The organism is Agarivorans sp. D1326 (genome assembly GCF_056958115.1).
The window spans coordinates 116,045-131,172 of sequence record NZ_JBTWEN010000009.1 but is presented as its reverse complement, the minus strand read 5'-3'; the positions used below and the strand labels follow the sequence as shown (position 1 = coordinate 131,172).

20 protein-coding genes are annotated in these 15,128 nt (G+C 45.0%); 7 read left to right on the top strand and 13 right to left on the bottom strand.

Annotation, left to right across the window (positions count from 1 at the left end):
* Positions 1-60 precede the first annotated feature (60 nt).
* From ACYFDN_RS17160 to ACYFDN_RS17110, 11 genes are read right to left on the bottom strand one after another with little or no spacing between them, the layout of a single operon-like run.
* Entirely contained in the window at positions 61-330 is a 270-nt protein-coding gene (locus ACYFDN_RS17160) for an HPr family phosphocarrier protein (protein ID WP_016400739.1), read from the bottom strand.
* Entirely contained in the window at positions 317-1,174 is an 858-nt protein-coding gene (gene rapZ / locus ACYFDN_RS17155) for an RNase adapter RapZ (protein ID WP_152780639.1), read from the bottom strand. The genes ACYFDN_RS17160 and rapZ overlap by 14 nt, the downstream gene beginning before the upstream one ends.
* 26 nt (positions 1,175-1,200) lie before the next feature.
* Complete coding sequence (ptsN, locus tag ACYFDN_RS17150) at positions 1,201-1,644, bottom strand: PTS IIA-like nitrogen regulatory protein PtsN (protein WP_016400741.1); 444 nt, start codon at positions 1,642-1,644, stop codon at positions 1,201-1,203.
* Positions 1,645-1,652: 8 nt separating this feature from the next.
* On the bottom strand, positions 1,653-1,940 hold the full coding sequence (hpf, locus tag ACYFDN_RS17145; RefSeq protein ID WP_016400742.1) for a ribosome hibernation promoting factor: 288 nt from the start codon (positions 1,938-1,940) through the stop codon (positions 1,653-1,655).
* 24 nt (positions 1,941-1,964) lie between these two features.
* Complete coding sequence (locus ACYFDN_RS17140; RefSeq protein ID WP_016400743.1) at positions 1,965-3,467, bottom strand: RNA polymerase factor sigma-54; 1,503 nt, start codon at positions 3,465-3,467, stop codon at positions 1,965-1,967.
* A 52-nt stretch (positions 3,468-3,519) separates the two neighbouring features.
* Complete coding sequence (gene lptB, locus ACYFDN_RS17135; RefSeq protein WP_016400744.1) at positions 3,520-4,245, bottom strand: LPS export ABC transporter ATP-binding protein; 726 nt, start codon at positions 4,243-4,245, stop codon at positions 3,520-3,522.
* Complete coding sequence (gene lptA / locus ACYFDN_RS17130; RefSeq protein ID WP_016400745.1) at positions 4,245-4,724, bottom strand: lipopolysaccharide transport periplasmic protein LptA; 480 nt, start codon at positions 4,722-4,724, stop codon at positions 4,245-4,247. Before lptA ends, lptB begins: the two co-directional genes overlap by 1 nt.
* Before the next feature lie 25 nt (positions 4,725-4,749).
* Positions 4,750-5,307: an LPS export ABC transporter periplasmic protein LptC gene (gene lptC / locus ACYFDN_RS17125; protein WP_016400746.1), complete on the bottom strand. Its 558-nt coding sequence runs from the start codon at positions 5,305-5,307 to the stop codon at positions 4,750-4,752.
* The gene (kdsC, locus tag ACYFDN_RS17120; protein WP_483512059.1) at positions 5,304-5,855 is read right to left on the bottom strand and encodes a 3-deoxy-manno-octulosonate-8-phosphatase KdsC; all 552 of its coding nucleotides are present in this window, start codon (positions 5,853-5,855) and stop codon (positions 5,304-5,306) included. Before kdsC ends, lptC begins: the two co-directional genes overlap by 4 nt.
* Positions 5,855-6,820, bottom strand: coding sequence for a KpsF/GutQ family sugar-phosphate isomerase (locus tag ACYFDN_RS17115; RefSeq protein WP_016400748.1), 966 nt, complete (start codon positions 6,818-6,820; stop codon positions 5,855-5,857). Before ACYFDN_RS17115 ends, kdsC begins: the two co-directional genes overlap by 1 nt.
* A 39-nt stretch (positions 6,821-6,859) precedes the next feature.
* Positions 6,860-7,828 (bottom strand): calcium/sodium antiporter, encoded by a 969-nt coding sequence (locus tag ACYFDN_RS17110; RefSeq protein WP_483512058.1) that lies wholly within the window; start codon positions 7,826-7,828, stop codon positions 6,860-6,862.
* 146 nt (positions 7,829-7,974) lie between these two features.
* Between ACYFDN_RS17110 and ACYFDN_RS17105 the strand changes: the two genes are divergently transcribed.
* Genes ACYFDN_RS17105 through murA form a run of 7 tightly spaced genes read left to right on the top strand, consistent with a single transcriptional unit; the run spans position 7,975 to position 12,506 of the window.
* Positions 7,975-8,775 (top strand): ATP-binding cassette domain-containing protein, encoded by an 801-nt coding sequence (locus ACYFDN_RS17105; RefSeq protein WP_249483540.1) that lies wholly within the window; start codon positions 7,975-7,977, stop codon positions 8,773-8,775.
* A complete protein-coding gene (gene mlaE / locus ACYFDN_RS17100; protein ID WP_016400751.1) occupies positions 8,772-9,548 on the top strand; it encodes a lipid asymmetry maintenance ABC transporter permease subunit MlaE in 777 nt (258 codons plus the stop codon). Before ACYFDN_RS17105 ends, mlaE begins: the two co-directional genes overlap by 4 nt.
* 14 nt (positions 9,549-9,562) lie before the next feature.
* Positions 9,563-10,030, top strand: a complete 468-nt coding sequence (gene mlaD, locus ACYFDN_RS17095) for an outer membrane lipid asymmetry maintenance protein MlaD (RefSeq protein WP_016400752.1) — start codon at positions 9,563-9,565, stop codon at positions 10,028-10,030.
* A gap of 1 nt (position 10,031) precedes the next feature.
* Complete coding sequence (locus ACYFDN_RS17090; protein ID WP_483512057.1) at positions 10,032-10,673, top strand: MlaC/ttg2D family ABC transporter substrate-binding protein; 642 nt, start codon at positions 10,032-10,034, stop codon at positions 10,671-10,673.
* On the top strand, positions 10,670-10,948 hold the full coding sequence (locus ACYFDN_RS17085; RefSeq protein WP_152780629.1) for an STAS domain-containing protein: 279 nt from the start codon (positions 10,670-10,672) through the stop codon (positions 10,946-10,948). The genes ACYFDN_RS17090 and ACYFDN_RS17085 overlap by 4 nt, the downstream gene beginning before the upstream one ends.
* 22 nt (positions 10,949-10,970) lie before the next feature.
* Positions 10,971-11,225, top strand: a complete 255-nt coding sequence (locus ACYFDN_RS17080; RefSeq protein ID WP_016400755.1) for a BolA family protein — start codon at positions 10,971-10,973, stop codon at positions 11,223-11,225.
* A 15-nt stretch (positions 11,226-11,240) separates the two neighbouring features.
* Positions 11,241-12,506 carry a UDP-N-acetylglucosamine 1-carboxyvinyltransferase gene (gene murA / locus ACYFDN_RS17075; protein ID WP_016400756.1) on the top strand — a complete coding sequence of 422 codons (1,266 nt, stop codon included), beginning with the start codon at positions 11,241-11,243 and terminating at the stop codon, positions 12,504-12,506.
* Here murA and degS read toward each other — a convergent pair.
* Both degS and ACYFDN_RS17065 read right to left on the bottom strand, forming a co-directional pair.
* On the bottom strand, positions 12,490-13,584 hold the full coding sequence (gene degS / locus ACYFDN_RS17070) for an outer membrane-stress sensor serine endopeptidase DegS (RefSeq protein ID WP_016400757.1): 1,095 nt from the start codon (positions 13,582-13,584) through the stop codon (positions 12,490-12,492). The two genes, murA and degS, sit on opposite strands and share 17 nt — an antisense overlap.
* Before the next feature lie 97 nt (positions 13,585-13,681).
* Positions 13,682-15,049 carry a Do family serine endopeptidase gene (locus ACYFDN_RS17065; RefSeq protein ID WP_016400758.1) on the bottom strand — a complete coding sequence of 456 codons (1,368 nt, stop codon included), beginning with the start codon at positions 15,047-15,049 and terminating at the stop codon, positions 13,682-13,684.
* Positions 15,050-15,128: the final 79 nt, after the last annotated feature.

Below are 15,128 nucleotides of genomic sequence, written 5' to 3'. Positions count from 1 at the left end.
CTATTGTTATTTTGTTATGTGCTGCTTGCTAATTGTAGCTTGGCTTTATTGCGTATAGATTTATTCTTCGTTGAAGTTAGCTTCTACTAGGGCTTGAACCGCATCTAGAGCGGCTTCTGCGTCTGCGCCTTCAGATACTATGGTTAGCGTACTTCCTTGCGCACTGGCTAGTACCAGTAGGCCCATAACGCTGGCTGCAGAAGCCGTTTTCTCCCCATCGATAATACTCAGCTCAGCGTCAAATTGCTGTGCCAGCTCAACCAACTTGGTGGCAGGACGTGCGTGCAGACCTAATTTGTTTTTTACTACTACTTGTCTAGTGAGCTTCAAGGCGATGTTCCAAAGTTCGGTGGCGTCGTTGCACTTTTCGATGAGCGCTAAAGAGGCTAGCAAGTTGCTCGGCCACATACACCGAGCGGTGTTGTCCGCCAGTACAGCCAATCGCAATGGTTAAATAGGCGCGGTTGTTAGCTTCTAAATGCGGTAACCAAGATTGCAATAACTGGCTAATCTGCTCGATATATTGAGTAACTAAAGGCTGCGCAGCCAAGTATTCTTGCACGGCTTTATCTAAGCCGGTAAGTGGGCGTAGCTCTTCTTGCCAATGTGGGTTAGGTAAAAAACGCGCATCAAACATGTAGTCGGCATCGTTAGGCACACCATTTTTAAATCCAAAGGATTCGAACACCAAAATTAGCTGTTGTTGTTGGTCACCAGTAACGCGCGAGCGAATTAAGCCGCTTAGCTCGTGTACAGATAAACGGGAAGTGTCGATACGCAAATCGGCATTTCTAGAAATGGGGGCTAATAGCTCGGTTTCTGACTCAATCGCTTCTGCTAAAGATAAATTGCTTTGGCTAAGCGGGTGTACCCTGCGTGTTTCGCTGTAACGGCGGATCAGCGCTTCATCCTTCGCATCTAAAAAAATGCTTAATAGATTAATGTCTGGTCCTGCATCTCGTATTAGCTGTCCTACCGGTGATAGCTCATCGGGAAGATTTCGAATATCAATGCTAATTGCTACTTTAGAATAGGTTTTTTTTAAGTTGTCGATAAGTGATTGCCAAAGCACAACCGGCAAGTTGTCGACGCAATAGTAGCCGAGATCTTCCAATACTCTTAAGGCGACGGTTTTACCTGAACCCGAGCGCCCACTAACGATGATCAGTTCCATGATAATCCCTAAGGCTGATAAGAGTATTAGGCTACCATGATGTCGTACAATTCGTCATCACTTTGTGCACAACGAAGTTGTTTACATATTTGCTTATCGTTAAGTTTTTCAGCTACTTGAGCAAGAGTATTAAGATGTTGCTTACATTGGTCTTCGGGTACTAGTAATGCAAATACCAAGTCTACTGGCTTGTTATCTATAGCATCGAAGGAAATAGGGGGATCGCAACGCAAGAAAACCGCTGTGGCTTGATGCTGGTTGTCGATACGGCCATGAGGAATAGCAATACCTTGGCCAATACCTGTGCTGCCCATTTTTTCTCGATTTAACAAGCTTTCAAAAATGCATTGGGTAGTGGTATCAAGCTGTTTGGCAGCCAGTTCGCTTACTATTTCTAGGGCGCGTTTTTTTGAAGAGCATTGAACTGCACTTTGGGTGCAGTCCAAGCTAAGTACTTTATTTAGTTGCATGGGGGTGGCTAACGTTTGTTAAGTTTTTCTTTATGTTTGATGACTTGGCGATCAAGTTTATCAATCAGGCTGTCGATGGCGGCATACATGTCAGAATGCTCAGAGGTTGCAAATACTTCGCCGCCGTTTAAATGTAATGTGGCTTCAGCAATTTGGTTCAGTTTTTCTACGTTGAGGATGACGTGAACGTTATTGATCTGATCGAATCGTCGGGTGAGTTTGGCAAACTTGGTGTGGACATATTCTTTCAAAGATTCAGTTATTTCTACGTGGTGTCCAGTAAGGTTAATTTGCATTGATATCTTCCCCTTTTAGTGGCCTTAGATAAGGCTCTTACGTTGGTTAGAAGGTGGAATTGCTAAAGACTCACGATATTTAGCAATCGTACGTCTTGCCACCTTGATCCCCTGATCTGCCAAAATATCAGCAATTTTGCTGTCGCTGAGTGGTTTACTGGTATTTTCGGCAGCTACCAGTTTCTTGATTAATGCACGAATAGCGGTTGATGAACACTCACCCCCGCCATCGGTAGCCACATGGCTAGAAAAGAAATACTTAAGCTCGAAGATGCCGCGAGGTGTATGCATGAATTTTTGGGTGGTTACCCGGGAAATGGTGGATTCATGCATTTCTACAGCTTCTGCAACATCGTTCAGTACCATTGGCTTCATGGCTTCTTCGCCATACTCAAAAAACGCCTGTTGATGATGAACAATGCAGTTGGATACTTTTAATAGGGTTTCGTTGCGGCTCTCGATACTTTTTATAAACCACTTGGCTTCTTGTAAGTGGCTACGAATAAACTGGGTATCGTTAGCGTTGGTAGAGGTTTTACTTAAAGATGCGTAGTGCGAGTTAACACGCAACTTAGGCATTGCATCTGGGTTGAGTTCTACAACCCAGCGTCCTTGGCGTTTTACAACCGATACATCCGGGATTACATACTGGGCTTGATTAGGCTCAACCGCGTTACCAGGTCGAGGTTCAAGCGTATGAATCAAACGCATGACTTCGCGTAACTGGTCTTCTTTAAGTTTGGTTTTGCGGGCTAATAGACGAAAATCGCGATTAGCTAATACATCAATGTGATTCGAAACTACATCTTTGGCTTCATTTAGCCAAGGTGTGTCTTCGGCAAAACGGCTTAATTGGATTAGTAAACACTCTTGCAGCGAGCGCGCTGCTATACCAACAGGGTCGAAATGTTGGATGCGTTTAAGTACTGCTTCTACTTCATCTAGCTCTACGTCTAAGTCATTGTTATCGCTTGAACGTAAGCCTTCTAATAGCTGCTCACAGTCTTGGGTTAGGTAGCCCGATTCATCTACCGCATCAATAATGGCTAAGGCAATAGCTTGGTCTACTTCACTAAATGGAGTAAGTTGCATTTGCCACAATAAGTGGTCTTGTAAAGAGTCGACAGTTTCGCCCTGAAACAACATATCGTTGTCATCGCTCACGGCGCTGCCAGATGAGCTGGCTGGGGCAGAACTGGCGCTGTAGATATCGTCCCAAGTAGAGTCAACAGGAAGGTCGTCAGAAACAGTTTCTTGATTAATGGCATCACCTGCTTCAATTTGACTGTTGTCTATGTCCGCAGTGGATTCGGCCTCGGTAGACTTCTCATTGGCAGATTTAGCGTCGGTTGCGTCACTATCACTGGCGTGAGACTCATCCGCCTCAAGCAGAGGGTTACTTTCCAGAGCCTCTTGAATCTCTTGCTGTAAATCCAGTGTTGAAAGCTGGAGTAAGCGAATGGCCTGTTGTAACTGGGGGGTCATGGTTAACTGCTGACCAAGACGCAACTGCAAAGATGCTTTCATTAACTACCGCTGTTCCTTCTTCTTATTGTCTTTTTTTAAACTTGCACTTTAACTATAGCTTGAATTGTTCTCCGAGATAAACTCGTTTCACATGTTCGTTTTCGAGAATTTCTTCTGGCTTTCCTGAGGCTATCAATTCGCCTTGGCTAACGATATAGGCATGCTCACAAACATCGAGAGTTTCTCGAACATTGTGGTCGGTAATTAGTACACCTAGACCGCGATCACGTAGGTGTTCAATGATCTTTTTAATATCGATAACAGAAATAGGATCTACCCCTGCGAAGGGTTCGTCAAGCAAAATAAACTTGGGTGCGGCGGCTAGCGCTCGAGCAATCTCAACTCTTCGGCGTTCACCACCCGACAAGCTCATGCCTAGGTTTTTGCGAATATGGCCAATGTGAAACTCTTCAAGAAGGTCGTCTAATGCACCAATTTGTTGCTCTTTATCGAGGTCTTTTCGGGTCTCTAATACGGCAAGAATGTTCTTCTCCACAGATAAGCGGCGAAAGATAGACGCTTCTTGCGGAAGGTAGCCAATGCCTTTGCGTGCGCGGGTATGCATCGCTGTACTCGAAATATCGTCATCATCGATGAGGATGCGGCCTTGGTCACGAGGCACCAAACCCACCACCATGTAAAAAGTGGTTGTTTTGCCAGCACCGTTTGGACCTAACAAGCCAACAATTTTACCTGTTTCCACATTTAGACTTACGTTTTTAACTACCTTACGGCCCTTGTAGGCTTTAGCTAGGTTTTCAGCAATTAGGGTACTCATTATTGCTGGTCTTCCTTGGGCGTTAGTTCGTCAAGCTGCTGAGGCAGGAAAATAGTGGTTACACGGCTGTTTTCGTCGCCTTGTGCCACCATTTCTTGTTTATTGATGCTGTATTTGATCATTTTACCTTTTACCAAGCTCTCTTCTTGTTTGAGCTGAGCATTGGTAGTGAGTGTTAGCGTTTGGGTTTTTAGGTCGTAACGCACTTCGTTAGCCTCAGCTTCAATTGGCTTGCCGCTATCAAGTAATTGATAAAACGTTGCTGGTTCGCCTTTAGCGATCATTACTTCGCTGCCTTTTTCCTCGCTACCAATAACACTGAGTTCTTCGGCGTGCATTTTAATCGAGCCTTGAGTCACCACAACATTATTGTAAAAGGTGACTCGGTTTTCTTTGATATTGACCTGCTGGCGGTCAGCATCAACAATAATTTGTTTGTTGAAGTCGTCTTCTAGTGCTTGTGAACCCCAAGAAAGCATAAACAAGCTAGCCGCAAGTGCTAACTTACTCTTGTGGGTTGTGGTAAACCGCTTCGATATCATCTAATAAAGTCACTATTTCGTTGGCTAAATCACCGTCCATGCCAACGCCATACAGTTCGTATGAAGGGCCATAAACGGTAACAGGTTGATCGCTGCTCATGGTTTCTGTTTGCAGGTCGATCTCCAATTTTTCGGTTATTAAGTCGCGAACATACTCGCCACGGCTTAAATTTTTAATTACTACATTGTCATTTAAAATGACGTTTTGCTGCTGCTGTACTGTAGCGTGATCGGCCACAATTTGCCATACAGGTTGGCTTGGATCTGGGTACACTAAGATCTTAGGTTGAGCAAAAGTTGTGTGCTTAAGTTGTTCAAAAAACTCCATTTCCTCAGCATAGATTCGATAGCGCGGGCTGCCGTCTTCGCCAAAACTCACGCTGTAGAGCTTTTCGGCAACAAAGTTTGGTTTGCTGGCTTCGCGTTTAGCACTTAGCTGCTGAGTTTCCGACGGGCTAAGCTGCCACAGCACCAAGGCTAAGAGAAATAAGCCCGCAAAGAACCAGGTTGGGCGATTCATACACTCATACCTTGAGCATTATCAAGCTCGCCTTTTGCTTGCAGTATTAGATCGCAAAGCTCACGAACTGCACCAAAACCACCACGGGTTTGGGTGATAAAGTTGGCACGTTGTTTACACAAGGGGTGAGCATCTTGCACGGCTACACCTAAACCACAGGCTCGCATTACTGGGGTGTCGACCACATCATCACCAATATAGGCTACGTTTTCAGGTGCTAATGACAATTGTTCAAGCATTTGCTGGTAGGCGACGAGTTTGTCTTGTTGGCCTTGGTAGATACGAGTAATTCCTAAAGCCTGCATACGCTGTTGCACAATATTAGATTGTCGACCAGTGATGATAGCGACTTCGACGCCGATATTCAGTAGCGCTTTAATGCCAAATCCGTCGTGGGTATGAAAGGCTTTAAGCTCTTCTCCGTCATTGCCCATATAAATGCGACCGTCTGAGAAAACCCCGTCTACGTCGCAAACTAAAAGTTTAATTTTTGCTGCCGCGTTGAAATTGCTCTGGCTTACCGCGCCATAGGGCGTGTTAATTGTCACTAGTAAACTCCAGCTTGTAATAAGGTATGCATATTAAATGCACCCACAACGGCTTTATTGTTTAGCACAAACAAACCGTTAATTGACTTGGTTTTCATTAACTTTAAGGCATCAAAGGCTAGCCAATTGTCGTCGATCACCTTGGGGTTTTGCGTCATCACTTGGCCAATTTGGGTATCATGAATGTCGATGCGCTGATCAAGGATACGACGCAAGTCGCCATCGGTAAAAATGCCTGCCAGCTGTTGCTTAGAATCAAGTACTCCCACCATGCCTAAACCTTTGGCAGTAATTTCGAATAGTGCTTCGCGAATAGTTTGTTCGACTGTTACTAGTGGAATTTGTTCCCCAGTTAGCATTAAGTCGCTCACACTGAGTAGCAGTTTTTTGCCTAAGGTTCCGCCTGGGTGAGACAGGGCAAAGTCATCGGCCGTGAAGCCGCGAGCTTCCAATAAAGCAACAGCTAGAGCATCGCCCATTACCAAGGTAGCTGTAGAGCTTGCTGTTGGTGCTAGCCCTAAGGGGCAGGCTTCACGTGGTACAGAGATGCATAAGTGATAGTTGGCCTGCTTTGCCATAGATGAGTTGGGGTTACTAGTCATGGCAATAGAGCGCACACCAATGCGGTTAAACACCGGGTACAGAGACAATATTTCTTCAGATTCACCCGAATTAGATAAAGCTAATACAATATCGTCGGCGGCGATCATGCCTAAGTCACCATGGCAGGCTTCGCCAGGGTGAACAAAAAAAGCCGGTGTACCAGTAGATGCTAGGGTGGCAGCAATTTTGTTAGCAATATGACCTGATTTACCCATGCCTGTGAGGATAACTTTGCCTTTACAGGCTAGTATCATTTCGCAGGCAGCCGCAAATTCTTGGTCGATATATTGGTGAAGGTTATCAATACCTAAGCTTTCAATTTCTAGTACTCGCTTAGCAACAGCGATGTAATCAAATGACACTCACTTCCCCTTAGTTTTAAAATTAGTGACAACAGCGGCTTATGCTAAGAATAATAGCATTTGGTAGCCTATGAAGCCGCTTAACAATAAGCCGCCTTCCCATCGAGAAATCTTACGGCTTTTACCAAAACCCATGGCCATTACAAACAGCACTACGGTTACACCCATCATCACATAAAAATCGCGGCCCGCAGCGTTGGCGTCGATAGGGCCTGGCGCCAACATGGCTGGTACGGCCAAAACAGCCAAAATATTGAAAAGGTTAGAACCAATAATGTTACCTAAAACCAAATCGTCTTCTTTTTTTATCACGCCTGCGATACAAGCCGCTAGCTCTGGCAAACTGGTGCCGATGGCAATAATGGTTAAGCCGATAACGAGGTCACTCATACCAAAGTAGCGGGCAATTTCGGAGGCCGAACCCACTAACAAGTCAGCGCTAAGAGGTAGCACCACCATACCTACCGCTAACCAAAACAATGCTTTACCAGTTGGCACATCATTGGGAACTTCCGATTCTGCTTCCTCAACCATTGGGTCTACGGTGTTGCTATTACGTTGGCGTAGGGAGTTAACGATTAAGTAGGCCATAAGCGCTATAAATAAGGTAAGTAGAACAACCCCTTCAATGTAACCTAGTTGTTGGTCGTGTAATACCCAGCCCGCTACTGCGGTAGCACCTAACACCATCGGTAATTCTCTAAACAGAGTAGAAGAAGATACCAGTAAGGGTTTGAGCAGCGCAGTTAAACCTAGAACCAAGGTAATGTTGGTAATATTGGAGCCAATGACATTACCCACCGCGGTATTCATTTTGCCTTCTAAAGATGCGGTGGCAGAAACCATAATTTCGGGGGCCGACGAGCCTAAGGCCACAATGGTTAAGCCAATAATCATTGGTGATAAACCAAAATTATTGGCGATAGCAGCCGCACCAAAAACAAAACGGTCGGCACTCCATACCAATAATGCTAAGCCAACAATTAACAATAAACATTCAACTAGCATGCAAGTCCTTAAATAAAAAATATCCGCGATGCAAAAAAATCGAGGCATTGTCGGCATTTTCCCGGTAAAAGGGAAGAGTTTAGCCTTGAGTGTAAGCAATTATCTCAATAATATGTCTGCCTTGGCCAATCAAGATTGCTCACGGAGTGGCAGATAGTTTGATTGAAGTAAAACAATTGGCGTTTCAGCGCGGTGATAAAGTCATTTTTGATGGCTTAGACCTACATATCCCAACCGGCAAAGTGACAGCCATTATGGGCCCTAGTGGAATTGGCAAAACTACACTACTTAAATTAATCGGTGGTCAGCTAAAGCCGACTGCTGGCCAAGTGCTGATTGATGGCCAAGATGTTCATCAACTAAAGCGCAGTGATTTGTTCAAGTTGCGTAAACGTATTGGCATGTTGTTTCAAAGTGGCGCTTTATTTAGCGACCTTAACGTTTTTGAAAATGTTGCTTTTCCACTGCGTGAACATACCAAGCTACCCGAGCCGGTGCTGCGTAACTTAGTGTTAATGAAATTGCAGGCAGTAGGCCTACGCGGAACAGCCGAGTTAATGCCTGGCGATTTATCTGGTGGTATGGCACGTCGTGTGGCGCTCGCTCGTGCGATTGCTTTAGAGCCAGAAATTATTCTTTATGATGAACCCTTTGTTGGTCAAGATCCTATCTCGATGGGCGTACTGATTAAGCTTATTCAAGGTTTGAATCAAAGCCTGCAACTCACTTCAGTCATCGTTTCTCATGACGTGAATGAGGTGCTAAGCATTGCCGATTATGTCTTTGTTATCGATGGTCACAGTGTTCTAGCACAAGGTACGGTTGAAGAGATTGCTAATAACCCTGACCCTCGTTTAGCCCAATTCCTGCAAGGTCAGGCTGATGGACCCGCGGCATTTCACTATCCTGCTGAAGACTACGCGCAAGCATTAAAGGCGAGTTTATGATTGATGCTATTGCAGCCTTAGGCCGCAACACCTTATTACGTATTGGTGCGCTAGGGCGTGCCAGCTTAATGCTTTGGCATGCTCTACTATGTTTACCAAGCAAACAATTACTTAAAGATACTATCCGCCAGATTTACGTAGTAGGTGTGCAGTCTCTGCCTATTATTGTGGTTTCCGGTCTGTTTATTGGCATGGTACTCGCTCTACAGGGCTACCACATTTTGGTAGATTTTGGCGCCGAGACCAGTCTTGGTCCTATGGTGGCGTTATCGCTGTTACGCGAGCTTGGCCCAGTGGTCACTGCATTGTTGTTTGCAGGTAGGGCTGGCTCAGCTTTAACAGCCGAAATAGGTTTGATGAAAACCACCGAACAACTCTCTAGCATGGAAATGATGGCCGTTGATCCACTTAAACGGGTGATCGCTCCACGTTTATGGGCTGGTTTTATTGCCATGCCCTTGCTTACTTTAATGTTTAATTTGGTAGGCATATGGGGCGGATTTTTGGTTGGTGTTGAGTGGCTTGGTGTGGATAACGGCAGCTTTTGGTCAATTACCGCAGCTTCAATTGAATTTGGTCAAGACATTGGCAATGGCATTATTAAAAGCGCGGTGTTTGCTATAACAGTAGTTTGGGTGGCGTTATTTAATGGCTACGATGCGATGCCGAGCGCTCAGGGAATTAGCCAAGCGACTACACGCAGCGTAGTGCATGCCTCTTTGTTGGTTTTAGCCTTGGATTTTGTACTAACCGCCTTGATGTTTGGCAGCTAGGTTTAGGGAATAACATGAAAGTAAATAAATTAGAATTGTCGGTTGGTTTGTTTGTATTGCTAGGCATTGCAGCCTTACTGATCTTGTCACTAAAGATAGCTGATAGCCAACTAGGTAAAAACACCGATACCTACACCTTGTATGCTAAGTTCGACAATATCGGCGGGCTAAAAGCACGCTCGCCAGTGAAAGTTGGCGGAGTGGTGGTTGGTCGTGTAGAGAAGATTCACCTTGATACTGAGGATTACATGCCAAAAGTCACCTTAAGCATGTATCGTCAATATGGTTTTTACCCCGAGACCAGTTCATTATCCATTCTTACAGCTGGCCTGTTAGGTGAACAATATATTGGTCTGACACCGGGTTTTGTACTGGATGACATTGAAGAGCTGAATGACGGTGATGTGATCGAAGACACCAAATCAGCGTTAGTACTTGAAGAACTAATTGGGCAATTCCTGTTTTCTATAACGGAGAAATAGCATGTTTATAAGACGCTTGATGTTGGTAATAACACTGCTGTTTAGTGTTAATGCTTTAGCTGAACAAGTAAACGAAAACCCCTATCGCTTGATGAGCTATGTGGCAGAGCAAACCTTTAGTCGTTTGGCTGAAGTCGATCGAGACGCCGCGGATTCTGCTCAGCAAATTGAAGATATTGTGCGCGAACAGTTAATGCCGCACATCGACTATCGCTATGCCTCTTTTGTGGTGTTGGGCAAGCAGATCAAGAAAACTACCAAGCCACAACGGGTAGAGTTTACCGCCGCTTTTAAAGAATATTTGGTAAGCACTTACACTCAAGCTTTGGGTCAATACAAGCAACAACAAGTAAATATTGAACCAGAGCGCTCAGTAGAAGGGAAATCTAAAGTTGGCGTTAAAGCGCAATTTGTTGATGGTGAGCGTCCACCGATCAAGTTGGAGTTTAAGTTCCGTAAGCTTAAGAACAAAACACCTGACAGCCCCGACCGTTGGTTGGCTTACGATCTCATAGCAGAGGGCGTTAGTTTACTTTCAACAAAACAATCTGAGATGGATAGTTTGATTCGCGCCAATGGTATTGATGGGGTTATTAAGCTGCTACAAGACAAAAACTTTGCAGCTAATGAGTCTAAGTCATGAAGGCAGAATTGAGCGTTGAGCAGCAGTGTTTATCGCTTAGCGGAGATTGGGATAGCCAACAAGTTGCACTTAAGTGGAACGAATTACTGACTTGCCAAGCTCAAGAATTAGATCTTGCCAAGCTCAAGCGGATTGACTCTGCAGGAATAGCCGCTATTATCACCGCCTTAAAACCGGAACCCAGTAAGCGCTTATTAATTAAGCACTGTCCTGAACAAGCCAAGTTGTTATTTAAACTCTATGAGTTAGACAGCTTGCTGCACTTTGAAGATTAACGCACTTAACGCGGAGCGAATTATGCAACCAGAACAAATCGAAGAAATTTTATCGCAAGCGCTTGAGTTAGAGCATGTGCAAGTTAGTGGTGAAGGTAATCACTTTCAAGTTGTTGCTGTTGGTGCAATGTTTACGGATTTATCGCGAGTTAAAAAACAACAAGCGGTTTATGCACCACTGAAAGAGTACATTGCGAGTAATGAGATTCACGCTTTAGGAATAAAAGCGTTCACTCCTGATGAATGGCAAAAGCAACAGAAGTTTGGCCAATTGTAGTCTTTAGGAGTTTTAGTGGATAAGTTTAGAATTGAAGGTGGCTGCCGCCTAGAGGGTGAAGTGGCTATCTCGGGGGCAAAAAACGCGGCTCTGCCAATCCTTTTTGCAACCTTATTATGTGAAGAGCAAGTTACTCTACACAATGTTCCTCAGTTAAGAGACATTGGCACTACCTGTAAGATGCTTGAGCATCTTGGGCGCGAAGTAGAAGTTAAGGGCGAAACCGTTATTGTTAAAGCGGGCAAAGCCAATGATTTTGTTGCTCCTTATGAATTAGTTAAAACCATGCGAGCTTCTATTATGGCCTTAGGGCCATTAGTGGCGCGTTATGGAGAAGCCGATGTATCGCTACCTGGCGGTTGTGCCATTGGTGCGCGCCCAGTTAATTTACATATTCATGGCCTAGAGCTTATGCAAGCTAACATGAGTGTGGAAGATGGTTATGTTAAAGCTCGCGTAGATGGCCGTTTAAAAGGTGCTCGCATCTTTATGGACATGGTGAGTGTAACCGGTACTGAAAACTTAATGATGGCTGCTGCGCTGGCTGAGGGCGAAACCATTATTGAAAACGCCGCTCGCGAACCTGAAGTGGTTGACCTAGCCGATTTCTTGAATACCTTAGGTGCCGACATTAAAGGTGCTGGTAGCGACACCATAGTAATTAATGGCGTAGAGAGCTTACACAGTGGCGAATACAGTGTTTTACCCGACCGCATAGAAACTGGTACTTACTTGGTGGGTGCTGCGGTAACGGGTGGTAAAGTGCGTTGTACCCATACCGATCCAGGTTTAATGGAATCGGTGCTTTCTAAGTTGGAAGAAGCGGGCGCTAAGGTTACTAGTGGTAAAGACTGGATTGAAGTTGATATGCAAGGTTGTCAGCTTAAAGCCGTAAACGTGAAAACCGCACCTCATCCAGCATTCCCTACCGATATGCAAGCACAGTTTACCGTGTTAAACATTGTTGCTGAAGGTACCGGACATGTGACGGAGACCATCTTCGAAAACCGCTTTATGCACGTGCCAGAGTTAATGCGTATGGGGGCTGAAATTGAGTTAGAAGGTAATACCGCTATTTGTAAGCATTCTGAGCACTTAACTGGCGCGCAGGTAATGGCGACCGATTTACGTGCGTCTGCTAGCTTAGTGATTGCGGCATTAGTGGCTGAAGGCGAAACCGTAGTCGACCGGATTTACCATATTGACCGCGGTTACCAAAACATCGAAACCAAGTTTGCCAACCTAGGCGCAAAAATTACTCGTTTTAACGACCGCTCGTAGGTCGAGTAGGCAGTTTTAACTCAGTAATTTTAACGGGGAGCTCAAGTAGTTCCCCGTTTCTATATAGGCGAACCATAATCTCTGAGCCTGGGCGCGTTTCCGCCACAATATCCATGGCCTGTTTGATTGACTCAATATCTGTCCCAGCAATGCTCACCAATATGTCATTTGCTTGAATACCTGCTTCACCAGCTGGACCACTAGGGTCGAGCCCACTCACAATTACCCCACGGGTTTCATTAAGCTTTAAGCGAGAGGCTAGTAAAGGCGTAATTTTTTGCCCGTCTAAGCCTAGATAACCACGTACAATGGTGCCGTCTTTAATTAGCCCCTGCATGATTTTTTTGGCTAATACATAGGGAATAGCAAAACTAATCCCGTAAGTATCAGCTGCATCGTTTAAGTGATAGGCAGAGGTATTAATTCCCACTAACTCACCACGTGTATTCACCAAAGCGCCACCAGAATTACCACGGTTAATCGCCGCATCGGTTTGTAAAAAGTCTTGGCGACCGGTTGAGCTCATACCGCTGCGCCCAGCAGCACTAATAATGCCTTGGGTAATGGTTTGGCCTACGTTGTATGGGTTACCAATTGCCAACACTACATCACCAACCTGTGTCGCCAATTGGTCGTTTTGCGGAATAACAGGGAGATCTGGAGAGGCTTCAATTTTTAATACTGCAAGGTCGGTGATCATGTCGCCACCCACTAAATCGGCATTAAACACCCGGCCATCTTGTAAGGCGATAACAATTTGATCGGAGTTGGCAATAACGTGAAGGTTGGTTAATACAAAACCTTGTTTAGACATAATAACGCCAGAGCCTAAACCTTGAGACTCGAGTTGAGTGTCTACATTCACATAAGATTGTAAGAAGCTGCGGGTATAGATATTTACCACTGCTGGCGCCGCGCGCCTAGACGCTTGTGCGTAGCTAACTAGCGGTGTATCGGTATAGTCATCGAGCAGTTGCTTACTGTTTTCACGAAATTCCGGAAACGCAAACAAAATGCCCAGTGCTATTGCTAATCCAAAAAAAGCGGGCTTGAGTAAATACTTGATTATAGCTAACAATTGTTCTTCTCCAGCTAGATTCTCAGCATAGCACGCAGATTCTGGAGACAAAAGAAAAGGCGACTAATAAGTCGCCTTTATTGTTAATCATCTCAATCTATTGAATGATTCGGTAGAGGTTTTCATCACCGCGTTGAATATTTACAGCTAGCACCTTGGGCTCGGTTTCCAAGAGGGCGCGTAGATCAGCGATACTCGTGATGCGAATTTTGTTGATGCCAATGATGATATCGCCTTCTTCTAAGCCGTTAGCAAAGGCTTTAGAGTTACGCGCAACTTTATTGACTCGCACGCCTGATATATCTGCGTCTTTACCGGTAGAGCTCAAGCTTGCGCCTTCAAGGGCAGGGTGCATTACCTTGGCATTAATGTTTTGTTCTTCTGCCTGCTGTAAGGTCACTTTAAAATCGATAGGTTTACCATCTCTAATTGCGCCAATTTTAATGGTTTTACCTGCGCCCATGGTGCCAATTTTGGCACGCAGCTCAGCAAAGCTTTTTACCTTTTTATCATCAACGGCAATGATGATGTCGCCTGGCTCAATGCCGGCTTTATCGGCCGCTGAACCCTGCATCACTTGGTTAACAAACGCGCCATGTTGCGAGTCGGTGCCAAAAGCCTTGGCTAAATCACTGTTAAGCTCGCCACCGGTTACACCCAGCACGCCGCGACGTACTTCACCAAATTCGATAATTTGATCCGCTAGGTTACGCACCATGTTACTGGGGATCGCGAACCCAATACCGATGTTGCCACCGTTAGGCGCAATAATTGCGGTGTTGATGCCAATAAGCTCTCCACGCAAGTTGATTAAGGCGCCACCTGAGTTACCGCTGTTAATCGCGGCATCGGTTTGAATGAAGTTTTCTAGGTTTTCAATGTTTAAACCACTCCGCCCCAATGCGCTCACGATGCCAGAGGTTACAGTTTGGCCTAGGCCAAAAGGGTTACCAATAGCGACAGTAAAATCTCCTACACGAAGCTCGTCAGAATCTGCCAGCTTAATATCAACCAGTTCATCGGCTTCTATTTGCAGCAATGCGATATCGGTATGACGATCACTACCCAATACTTCCGCTTCAAAGGTGCGGCCATCTTTTAAGGTGACAACAATTTCGTCAGCTTCGTGAATTACATGGTAATTGGTGATTACGTAACCCTTTTTCGCATCAACTACTACACCAGAACCCAGACCTTGAAAGGGACGCTCTTGTTCGGCGTTACCTGGATTACCTTCTGGGCCGAAGAAGTACTTAAACAATTCTGGAAGTTGTTGTTGAGAAACCTTGGTGCCAGCAACAGAGATATTAACCACGGCAGGGGTGGCTTGTTCAAGTACTGGGGCTAAGCTGGGAAGTTCTTCGCCACCCACTGAGAAAGGCAGGGCAGCGTGAGCTTGGAAGGTATTGATGCCAAGAAACAGTGACAACAATACAATGACAAATTTCTTAGTGGAAACACTCATCTAAATACCTCAATAAACACATGTCATTATAAAAAAGCAGGATCTTAATGACCCTGCTTAGTTTAAAAAGTTCAATGAT